Below are 10,958 nucleotides of genomic sequence, written 5' to 3'. Positions count from 1 at the left end.
CGAGCAGCAGGCCGATGCGCACCGCATCATCGGACACGCGCGCCGTGCCGGATTGTTGTGCGTGGATGCTGCCGGCGCAAAGAAGCATCGCTGCGGCTGCAATGAATCTGGATTTGATTTTCATGCTGTCTCCTTGTTATTTTGAAATATTGCTTGTGCTGCTCTGATCAACTGCTGAAAAACGGATTACGAAGCGGCCATCCAACAGCCTGTCACACCTGTTCATCGGCTTGGGAAGCGCCGATTGCATGCAGGAAACGATACTCAGACAAAACCAAAGCCGCCGTGATACCGGTCTAACTACGGCTTGTTTCACCCGCCATGCATTACGATTTTTCCGACCCGGTATTGCGAAGACTTTCTTCGATCGACAGCAGTTCCAGCGCCATTGCGCCTTCGCGTGTCGTTTCCAGTCCCTGCTCCACGCAACGCTTGGTCAACCGAAGCGTTTGCGGATCGGCCAATGCAATCCGCCGCGCCATGTCAGCGGCGGCGACATCAAGATCTTCCAGCTTGTAGACATGATTGACGAGACCGATTTCCTTTGCCTCGGCGGCATCGAATACCCTGCTGGTGAACAGCAATTCCTTCGCCATTCGCATGCCGGCCAGACGCGGCAGGCGCTGCGTCGCGCCGACGATGCCACGCGCCACTTCCGGATAGCAGAATGTCGCATCCGAACTGGCCAGCACGAAGTCGCATGCGCCGGCAATCTCGCATCCGGATCCGAATGCCGGACCGTGCACGATCCCGATTACCGCCTGCGGAATCCGTTCGATCGCGGCATAAGCGGTGAAGCCATGCACCCGGCGCGCAAGTCTTTCCGAAGGCGCCAGTCCCTGCTGCTCCTTGAGGTCCAGTCCGGCGCAAAACGCCTTGCCGGCTCCGCGGACAAGAACGACCCGTACCGTCGCATCCCCGGCAAGGAGCGATGCGGCGGCAATCAGGTCGCTGCACATTTGCGCATTGCATGCGTTGCGCACTGATGGCCGGTTAAGGGTAATCGTAGCGATTGCATCCTGCCGCGACAGCAGGAGGGTGTCGAAACTTGTGTCTGTCATATCGAGTTCAAAAAAGGCGGCAGCGACAGGGATTGGCTTGCCGGAACATGAACCTCACTCCGCCTTGGCGCCCGACGCCTTGACGATGCGGTCGAACTTCACCTGCTCGGATCGTGCATAGGCATCGAATTCCTCCGGCGTGCTGCCGACCGGGTCCGAGCCCATCGAAGCGAGCCGCTTGGCGACCTCCGGGTCCTTCAGGATGCTGCTGATCTCGCTGGAGACTTTGCGCAGGATGTCTTTCGGGGTGCCGGCCGGTGCCCAGACGCCATACCATGTGCTGATGTCGAAATTCGGAATGCCGGATTCGGCAACTGTCGGCACATCGGGAAGGGAACCTACCCGCTTGCTTGTCGTGACGGCCAGCGGACGCAGGCTTCCTTGCTTGATGAAACTGGTGCTCGACGGCAGCGAGTCAAACATGTAGGTGACGTGGCCGCCAATGATATCGGCGAGCGCCGGGGCGCTGCCCTTGTAGGGTACATGCGGAACGTCGACGCCGGTTGCCATCTTGAACGCTTCGCCGGCGAGATGCGGCGCCGTGCCGTTGCCCGATGAGGCATATGCCAGTTTTCCCGGCTGCGCCTTCGCCTGGGCGATCACATCCTTCAGTGACCTGGCGGGGTTCTGCTGATTCACCACGAGCACGAGCGGCACCTGTGCGATCTGGGTGATCGGCGCAAAGTCCTTGATCGGATCATGCGTCATCTTCGCAAACAAGCTTGGCGTGATCACATGCAGGGAGGCATTTACAAGCAGCGTGTAGCCGTCAGCCGGGGCTTTGGCGACCAGGTCCGCGCCGATCATACCGCTGGCGCCGGGTTTGTTCTCCACCACGAACTGCTGACCCAGCTTCGCACTCAGTCCCTGCGCGACGATGCGCCCCAGTATGTCTGTCGGGCCGCCCGGCGGATACGGAATCACCACCTTGACCGGCTTGGTCGGGTAAGTCTGCGCGTATGCCAGCAAGGGTAAGCTGCATAGCAGCGCGGCGAACGCAAAGCGTTTGCGATAAATGCGGTTTGGGGCGCGATTCGATGTCATTGTTGTCTCCTGATTAGTGTTTATGTGAGCCGCTTATTTATTTGCTTGGAGTTTTGTCTTATTGGTGATCTTGTCCTGGCGAAGCCATCCAGCCTCGATTCGTTTCATGCCGTCGTGCCTGATACGCTCATTGCTTCGGTCCACGACGTATATAAATAACCCGCCCTTCTTCCAACTGCGCAATCTCCTCCGGTTGCATGCCGAGCGACCGTAGAACTTCTTCCGTGTGCTCCCCGAGAAAAGGCGCTGCATAAACCGGATCGGCGGCATCGATCCCCGGCAATGCCGGCACGGGAATGCTGCCCATGCCGGGCTGGCAAATCTGATGGAACGCGCCCTGATGCAGCACCTGTGGATGGGCGCGGAACGCGGTGTAGTCCAGTACCGGCGCGCACAGTACGTCCTCCTGCTGAAAACGCTCTACCCAGTACCGGGTGTCGTTGTTCAACAGCGCCGCCTGGATCTGTGCGTTGATCTCGGCGGCATGGATCAGGCGAAGCTGATTCGTCGCGTAGTCTGGATGAGTCTCCCATTCAGCATGGCCGATGACCCGCGCCAGGGCGAAAAACATCTTGTCGCGAAGCGCGGTGAGATTCACAAGGCCGTCGCGGGTACGGAAGGTTCCAGATGGAACGGTCACAGGCGGCTTGGCAGCGCCGGCGTGAACGAAGTCGTCGATCACCGGCACCGACTGCAGCGCCGCCGCCACCGACAGCAGCGTGAGATCGATATATCTTCCCCGCCCGGTACGTTCCCGTGCAAAAAGCGCGGCGCCGACACATTGCGCTGCGTAGACACCGGCGGCCGCGTCGACCACCAGCATCCCCACCCGCCGCGGATTGCCTTCGGCATCCCGGTTCATCACCATCATGCCGCTCATTGCCTGCACAACGGAATCCGCGCCCGGCAGATTCCGGGACGGCCCGTCCTGACCGAAGCCCGACACGGACAGATAGACAATGCGTTGATTGACGGCGGCGACAGTGTCATAGTCCAGGCCGAACTTGTGCATGACGCCGGGCCGGAAACTTTCCAGGACGACATCGGATTCACGGATCATGCGAAGAAGCAGTGCCGCGCCGTCCTCCGTCGTGGCATCGATGCAGACGGACTTTTTACCCAGATTCGACGAAACCGACATCGGCGTCATCCCGTCGCTGCCTCCGCCCATGAGGCGCGACCAGTCTCCGGAGAACGGCTCGATCTTGAGGACTTCCGCACCCTGCCTGGCAAGAATGCCGGCCGCCGACGGGCCGGCAATGCCCTGGCTGAGGTCAAGCACCTTGATGCCCTGATAGGGCTTCATCAGATCATCGACCACTGCATTTCCTCCGCCACCGTGCATGCCGCATGTTGCCTGCCTCTGTTTTTGTTGGTCGATGTATTGCCGCAGTTACGGCTGTTCCGGAGATGCCTGTTTAGATGGCTGTTCCTTCGCAGACTCGCGATGAAGCAATATGGACAAAGCAGTTTCGAGTTGCGTACACCGCAACAAGCATTTTGTCGTTTTCGAAAAAGATATTACCGTTCAAAATGATGCCCTGCAACGGGAAAATGCTCGCTCGCCGTCAAGGAATCGGCGTATCGGTCGGAGCACTTCCATTTTGGTTGCGTTGTACGCAACTACATCTCGTTGGCGGTATATATAATGAGCAACATCCTGTATTCCGCCGAGGGGGTTATGATCGCCACGGCGGCTCAACAGCGTTTTCAAAGGTGACCGCATGTCCGACCACAAATCAGCCGCAGCTGACCGGGAAATGAACTCGTCGACCGGCGCCATCGAAAAGGCGTGCCGCATATTGAAGGCGATGACCGACCCGAGAAACTCCCGCCTGACCGACATCGCGCAGTATTGCGGCTTCGAGAAATCCACCGCGATGCGGGTGCTCGACGCCCTGATCAAGGAAGACCTGGTCAGCCGCGATCCCGTAAGCAAGCGATACATGCTCGGACCGGAGATTGCCCGCATCGGGCTATGCGCGCATGAGCGCACCGATTGGAGAATGGTCGCGCGGCCCAGCCTCACGCGCCTGGCGAATCAGTTCGGCGACACCAGCATCCTGGCGGCGCTCAGCGGCGTGGAAACCGTCTGCGTCGATGTGCAGTCCGGCAGCTATCCGATCCAGGCGAATTTTCAACAGCTCGGCAGCAGGCGCACCCTGGGTGTCGGCTCGGGCGGAATCAGCCTGCTGGCGGCGATGACGGATGCCGAGTGCGAGGCCGCATTGCTGCAGATCCCGCCCCGCCTTTCCCAGTATCCCCGCATCAATCCGCAATTGCTGAAGGACAGTATCGAAGCGGCGAAACGCGACGGCTACGCCCTGCTGGTCGGCGCTGTCGTGCCGCAGATCAGCGGCGTCGCCGTCGCAGTGAAAGACCGCAACGGACGTCCGGTGGCGGCACTCAGCATCGCCGCCTTATCGGAGCGGATCACGTCGAGGGAACATCAGCTCGCTGCGGCCCTGAAACGGGAAGCGGAAGTCATCGAGAAACGGCTGAATGGGGAAATCGACGAGGCGGTCCTTGCCGACCACAGCTGATTCCGGCCAGGTTGGTCGTCGGCGAAAGGCATACTGGAATTCATCTCATCGATTTTTTACGCAGCACTACCCAATTCTTGAAAACCGCTCTACGGATAGTGGCGACCACCAGCAACCGTGGATTCAGGGTTTGAGGCCCTGGAGCCGGTTTCGTATGTCGTCGCTGACCGGCACGAGCGCAAGCACTGCCAGGATGACCGCAAGCGGTAAAACCGAAGAAAAACCGATGTGTTTAAAGCCGAGCGCGCCAATAATTCCGCCGACGAAAAACAGGCCGACAAGGACGCTCAGCAGCATCAATTTGGCGCGGTTCGCAACGATGCGCGGCTGGCCGGTATGTTGATCGCCGCCGTTCCAGTACAACAATTTCCCCAATTCGATCCCGATGTCCGTGACCATGCCGGTTATGTGCGTGGTTCGAATTTCGGATCGGGAAATTTTAGTGACCATCGCGTTCTGAAGGCCCATCACGAAACACAGCACGGAAATCGTCAGGGGCACGAACAGCCATTCGCGCTGTTCAAGATTAGCGCCAAGCAGCCCGAAACACACCAGCAGTGCGGCCTCGAGGAGCAGTGGTGCTGCATATTTGCTGCGCAGTTCCCGGCGCCCGGCCCAGTTGATGAGGATTGCCGACGCTGCCGATCCGGCTATGAACGATACCAGGGCGCCTAACCCATCGAGCAGCAGCGAAATGTTTGCAAGGGCGATGTTGTCTGCCATGGCGGAGACGATTCCCGACATATGGGATGTGTATTGGTTCAATGCAAGGAAGCCGCCCGCATTGGCAGCACCCGCGATAAACGCCAGATAGGCAGCTAGATGTTGATTCGCCTTCTGGCTGCGCTCGGCAGCCGTAAGCGAACGCAAGTAAGGCACCGGCATGACTGGGAATACCTCGATGATCAATCAAAAGTGCTGGTGGGGCGGCAGGCCCCATGCTTCCGCAGATTCTAGCGTTTTTCAGGGCAACAGCATCGGTTTATGATGGCAGCGGAGAAGCGATGTGCCGGCGTTTTCAATAATCAGCCAGCCACCTTCCAGCCGCGCCAAGCCAACACTTCATGCGCCGTTGAGCATCTTCGACAGCGTCGAGAAATCGATCGGCTTCACCACATGCCGGTTGAATCCGGCTTCCGAGGTAAGCAAGCGATCCTTGTCCTGTCCGTATCCGGTGAGCGCAATCAGGGTGGCATTCTCCATGCCCGGAAGCTGCCGCAGCGCCACCGCGACGTCGTAGCCCGGCATGTCGGGCAGACCGATATCGAGGAACACCGCTTCGGGCAGGAAAGTGCGCGCGCAGGCGATCGCGTCGGTGCCGTTGTAACGGATCTGGACGGTATGCCCTTCATGTTCGACCAGCGCGCCGAGGATGTCGGCCGCATCCCGGTTGTCGTCGACGATCAGCACGCGGCGGCCGGCATTTTTCGATTCGTTCATCGCGGCGGCACCGGTTTCGTATGACGTATCCGCAAGCAACGGCAGCCACAGGTTGAACGTGCTTCCCAATCCCTGGCCGGGACTCGTCACCGTGACGGAGCCCCGATGCAATTCGACGATGGCTTTTACCAGCGACAGACCGATGCCCAATCCGTCCTGAACGCGATCCGGCGCGTGTCCGGCTTGCGTAAAAAGTTCGAATATCGAGCTGACGTCCTCGGCATCGATGCCGATGCCGTTGTCGGTCACGGAAATGCGGATGCCATTGTTTTCGCGGCTTGCGGTAAGGTTCAGGCTGCCGCCGGCCGGAGTGAACTTGGCGGCATTGTGCAGGAGGTTGCCCACCACCTGCGCCAGCCTGACCGAATCGCCGTTGATCCATGCCGCGTTGGATGGCAGTTCCAGCGTCAGCACATGCTGCAGCGACTGGAGAATCGGCTTGGTGGTTTCGATGGCGGCGTCGATGAAGGTCTTGAGTTCGACCGGCTCTTCGCGCAGCACGATCTTGCCTTGCGTGATGCGTGCCACGTCGAGCAGATCATCGACCAGATGGACGAGGTGGTTGGTCTGCCGGATGATCGTCTGGCGTGCATTTTCCTGCACCTCCGGCACGTAAGGGTCGAGCCGTTGCAGCATTTCCACCGAGTTGCGGATCGGGCCCAGCGGGTTGCGCAGTTCGTGCGCGAGAGTGGCGAGAAAAATGTCCTTGCGCCGGTCCATTTCACGCAGTTCGCGCTCGACCCGGCCCAGACGCAGCAGCGCCCTGACGTTGGCCACCAGCTCTTCCGGTTCGATCGGCTCGAACAGATAGTTGTCCGCCCCGCCCTCCAGCGCCCGAATCTTGTCGGAGACGCCGATGTAGGAAGCGGACGTCTGCAGGACAAGGATAGGTTGCGTCCTTGGATTGTCCTTGAGACGCCGGCATACTTCGAAGCCGTTGATGTCCGGCAATTTCACATCGAGCAATACCAGGTCGGGCAGTTCGTTCTCGGCGCGCTCGAGCGCCTCACCGCCGCTGGCCGCTTCGATGACCCTGAAACCCGCCCGCGTGAGCGTGCGCGTCTTCGCATAGCGAGCGCCCTCGCTATCGTCGACATTCAAAATCAGGGAATCAGTGGAAGTGGTTGTCATCATTAGTTCTTGCCGCAGCTGCACACCGGCGTCGCGCGCATCGTCCGGTTCGGGTTGGTCCGGACAAGTACTTTTGTGCTTTTATCAATCTATCACTCCGCCCGCCCCGTGAGCTTGCGCAGCGTCTCAATCAGTTCGTCCTGGAACACCGGCTTGACGAAATAAGCATCCGCGCCAAGCGAAAAACCCTTGCGACGGTCGTCGACCTCGGTGCCCACGATGATCGGCACCTTGCTGCGCCGGTCATCGTTCTTCATTTCGGCCAGCCAGCGCCACGAATCCGTGCCGACGAGCATGATATCCAAAATGACCGCAGCGGGTTCATGGGTGATCCAGCATTCGTCCGCTTCGCGCAAATTGCGCGCCGCGACCGCGCAGAATTCCGTGCCATCGAGAAATTTCTCATAGAGCATCCTGACTTGCTGATTATCCTCCACAACCAGCACCGGAATCTTCTCCGGATCGCGGGGCCGTTGCAGTTCCTCGGCCTCTGGCTCCGCGTCGACCTGCATGCCGGCGTAGCGCGCTGGCAGCACCACCCAGAACGTCGAGCCCTGGCCCGGAACGCTTTCGACGCCTACCTCGCCGCCGAGCAGCCGCGCCAGATTGCGGCAGAGCGGCAATCCGAGTCCGGTACCCTTGATCCGGTTCTGCAGCCGGTTTTCAACTTGGCTGAATTCCTCGAAGATGATCTGCTGGTTCTCCGGTGCGATGCCCAGCCCGGTATCCGACACCGAAATCCGCATCGATTCTCCATCGGCCAGGCGCTCCGCCGTCACCTTGACAGTACCGGCTTCGGTAAATTTCAACGCATTGGAAATGAAATTGCGCAATATCTGCGACACCTTGGCCTCATCGGTGTAAAGGACGCCGGCGTCCGGCGCCACCTCGAAAACCAGCGCCACCGAATCGCTCACCAGCAGCGGGCGCAGCATGCCGCGCAATGCGCTGAACATGTCGGCGATCTCGAAACTGACCGGATGGACATCGACCTTGCCCGCCTCGATCTTCGCCAGGTCGAGCAGGTCGTTCACCAGTTCGGTCAACGATTCCGCCCCCTTGAGAATGAAACCGACCTGTTTCTCCTGCTCCGCGCTCAGATCGCCATCGGCACGGCTCAACAGCAGCTTGGAAAGCGCACGAATGGAACTGAGCGGCGTGCGGAACTCGTGGCTCATGTTCGACAGAAACCGCGACTTCATTTCATCGGCTCGCCGCAGGTGCCCGGCTTTTTCGTCCAGTTCGGCGTAGAGGGCGACCACGCCCCGGTTGGTGTCTTCCAGTTCGCGCGTCAGCTGCAGCAACTCTTCCTGCCGCGCCTTCAATTCCGCAAGCGCGGCAAGCAATTCCCTGTTTTGCTCCTGCACTTCGGACAGGGTAATGTTGGACGGCAGCGTGGCCAGACGCGCACCGATTTCCCCGATCTCACGGGGGGCAAGAAGCGGCGCCTCCTTGGGCAGCAGCTTCTTGAGGACGATGCAGGTCCCCTTGCCTGGTGCGGTGTCGATGTGACATTGATCCATCAGCCGCCGTGCGCCGGCGATACCGATGCCCATACCCGTCGTTGATTGGTAGCGCCCCGAAAGGATCAGGTCGAGATCCCTGATGCCCGGTCCCTTGTCTTCGATACGGATCAGCAGCACCTGTGGCGCAGTGCCGCCTTCGATCGAAAACTCGACCTTGCCGGTCGATGCATAGTTGAACACATTGCGGGCCAGCTCCGATACCGCGGTTGCAATGCGTGCCTGGTCCTGTGCGGGGAAGCCGCACAGGGAAGCGATCTGCCGTGCCCGCTGGCGCGACGCCACCACATCCATTTCGGCCTTGATGCCGACGGTGAGAATACGTGCTGTCATCGTCGCATTGCTTACTGCTCACGGATGACGAGCACGGTTGCGTCGTCTCTTGCACGCGCGAAATCGCGGTAAAGGACTGCGGCAATCAGGCTGGGATGCCTGGAAGCCAGACCGGGATAGTTTTTCAGGTCCCAGCGGGTGCCGATGCCGTCGGAATGCATGATCAGCAGCGCGTTGTCCGGCCACCCGAGGGAAAACTCCTGCGCCTTACGCATGTTGTTGCCGACGATGCCGTTGTGCGATACGAGATGGCGTCGGGCATCGCCATCGTGCACGGCAGCGGCAATGTTTCCTACGCCGGCGAATCGCAACTCCCTGGCCGTGAAATCCATGCGTGCAACGGCCGCCGCGGCACCGCGTGTGCCGCGCAGGGCGTCATGCAGATCGTGCATCAGGTGCGCCGGCGCGGAGTCCGGCCGATGCATGACTGCCGCAACCGCGGCACGCGATGCCCGCGCCGCTTCCGGGCCATGCCCGAGGCCGTCGGCCACCAGTACGGTCAATCCGTCAGCCGTGTCCGCCACGGTCCAGGCATCGCCGCACTCATCCTCCCCTTGCAGCGGCAGGCAGACCACGCCGACCTTGCGTCGCCGGGAATGATCGACGCCGGGATCATTCCATATCAGCATGTAGAGCGCGGTGCCGGCGCCGGGCGCGGTATGGACATCGAATTCGTCCGACTGGCGGCGTATCGTGCCGAGCCCGACGCCGTAAGTTCCGACACTTGAATTCCCGTCCTGCATGTTGGCGGCGAGATTGCTCATCCCCGGACCGGAATCGATGGCAAGGATCTCGACGCCGGCGGACGCGGGATTGGTATTGTCGAACACCGGGCGAAGAAGGATTTTTCCTGCCTGCGCATGTTTGATGATGTTGGTTGCCGCCTCGGTAATCACAAGCGCGACCCGGCCGGCCAGGGTTTCGTTGAACCCGAGGGATTTGGCAAGATCGTTGCCGGCGCGCCGCGCCGCCGCAATCTCGCTCGTCTCGCCGACGTGCAGCCCGATCTGATGATGCCCGTTGCTCAAAAGAGTTTCCATTTCGTGATGGTGACGGTCGTGCCCTTGCCGACCTCGGTTTGCAGGTCGAAGTCGTCGGCCAGCCGCTTGGCGCCGCTCAGGCCGAGGCCCATGCCGCTGCCGGTGGTATACCCGTCGGTGAGCGCAAGGCCGACATCGGCGATGCCGGGGCCGTGATCGATGAACACGAGGCGAACACCCCGCCGGCTGCCCTGCGTCACCTTGATGACATGCGATTCGCCACCGCCGCCATAGGTCACGGTATTGCGGGCGAGCTCACTGGCCGCGGTGATCATCTTGGTCTGTTCGATCAGGCTGAAACCGACCGATACCAGCGACTCGCGCACCGTCTTGCGAAGGCGCACGACGTCTTCGTCACTACGCAGCGGCATCACGATCGTATCGTCCACGGACTTATTGGTTGAATCGAATTCTCGCAACATTGATACTGCCGGGGCCATCAAAGAGAAAGCAGGCGATTGCCCGCCCTGCCGGGCCGCTTGAGCAGCTCGATGCCATGGTCGACGTTCAGCGCGGTAATGACTCCGTCGAGCGTGAGGCCAAGCTCCACCAGGGTTATTGCCACGGCGGGCTGCATGCCGACCAGGACGGTACGCGCATCGAGTATCTTTGCCATCGACGCCGTGTTGCTGATCATCCGTCCGATGAAGGAATCGACGATATCCAGCGCGGATATGTCGATCAGCACGCCGCTTGCACGATCCTTCACGATCCGTTCGGTCAGGTCGTCCTGCAACTGCATCGCAAGCCGGTCATGCATGTCCACCTGGATGGTGACGAGCAGCAGGCTGCCCATTTTCAGAATGGGGATATGGTCCATAACGGCCTTAGTCCGAGTGCTTC

9 protein-coding genes and 1 pseudogene are annotated in these 10,958 nt (G+C 60.4%); 1 reads left to right on the top strand and 9 read right to left on the bottom strand.

All coding sequences use genetic code 11. The features are described from left to right. Positions 1-326: 326 nt before the first annotated feature. The 3 genes from VGU61_RS13630 to VGU61_RS13620 all read right to left on the bottom strand — a co-directional run bounded on the left by VGU61_RS13630 (position 327) and on the right by VGU61_RS13620 (position 3,426). Positions 327-1,061, bottom strand: coding sequence for an enoyl-CoA hydratase/isomerase family protein (locus VGU61_RS13630; RefSeq protein WP_326859689.1), 735 nt, complete (start codon positions 1,059-1,061; stop codon positions 327-329). A gap of 54 nt (positions 1,062-1,115) precedes the next feature. Continuing rightward, the gene (locus VGU61_RS13625; RefSeq protein WP_326859688.1) at positions 1,116-2,105 is read right to left on the bottom strand and encodes a tripartite tricarboxylate transporter substrate binding protein; all 990 of its coding nucleotides are present in this window, start codon (positions 2,103-2,105) and stop codon (positions 1,116-1,118) included. Between the two features lie 127 nt (positions 2,106-2,232). After that, on the bottom strand, positions 2,233-3,426 hold the full coding sequence (locus VGU61_RS13620) for a CoA transferase (RefSeq protein ID WP_326859687.1): 1,194 nt from the start codon (positions 3,424-3,426) through the stop codon (positions 2,233-2,235). 403 nt (positions 3,427-3,829) lie between these two features. On the opposite strand from VGU61_RS13620, the gene VGU61_RS13615 reads away from it, so the two are divergent. Beyond that, a complete protein-coding gene (locus VGU61_RS13615) occupies positions 3,830-4,648 on the top strand; it encodes an IclR family transcriptional regulator (protein WP_326859686.1) in 819 nt (272 codons plus the stop codon). Between the two features lie 141 nt (positions 4,649-4,789). On the opposite strand, the pseudogene VGU61_RS13610 reads toward VGU61_RS13615, so the two are convergent. From VGU61_RS13610 to VGU61_RS13585, 6 genes and pseudogenes are all read right to left on the bottom strand, one after another. Then, positions 4,790-5,533, bottom strand: a pseudogene (locus VGU61_RS13610) (YoaK family protein); the annotation flags it as partial. Between the two features lie 177 nt (positions 5,534-5,710). Then, positions 5,711-7,219: a response regulator gene (locus VGU61_RS13605; protein ID WP_326859685.1), complete on the bottom strand. Its 1,509-nt coding sequence runs from the start codon at positions 7,217-7,219 to the stop codon at positions 5,711-5,713. 92 nt (positions 7,220-7,311) lie between these two features. Then, positions 7,312-9,075 (bottom strand): ATP-binding protein, encoded by a 1,764-nt coding sequence (locus VGU61_RS13600; protein WP_326859684.1) that lies wholly within the window; start codon positions 9,073-9,075, stop codon positions 7,312-7,314. A gap of 11 nt (positions 9,076-9,086) precedes the next feature. Beyond that, a complete protein-coding gene (locus tag VGU61_RS13595) occupies positions 9,087-10,115 on the bottom strand; it encodes an ATP-binding SpoIIE family protein phosphatase (RefSeq protein ID WP_326859683.1) in 1,029 nt (342 codons plus the stop codon). Continuing rightward, positions 10,100-10,537 (bottom strand): anti-sigma regulatory factor, encoded by a 438-nt coding sequence (locus VGU61_RS13590; RefSeq protein WP_326859682.1) that lies wholly within the window; start codon positions 10,535-10,537, stop codon positions 10,100-10,102. Before VGU61_RS13590 ends, VGU61_RS13595 begins: the two co-directional genes overlap by 16 nt. 17 nt (positions 10,538-10,554) lie before the next feature. Further along, a complete protein-coding gene (locus VGU61_RS13585) occupies positions 10,555-10,935 on the bottom strand; it encodes an STAS domain-containing protein (protein ID WP_326859681.1) in 381 nt (126 codons plus the stop codon). Between the last annotated feature and the right edge of the window lie 23 nt (positions 10,936-10,958).

The organism is Noviherbaspirillum sp., assembly GCF_035944575.1.
Classification (GTDB): Bacteria; Pseudomonadota; Gammaproteobacteria; order Burkholderiales; family Burkholderiaceae_D; genus Noviherbaspirillum.
Note: the sequence above shows the minus strand (reverse complement) of the source record. Positions and strands in the feature narration are given on the sequence as shown.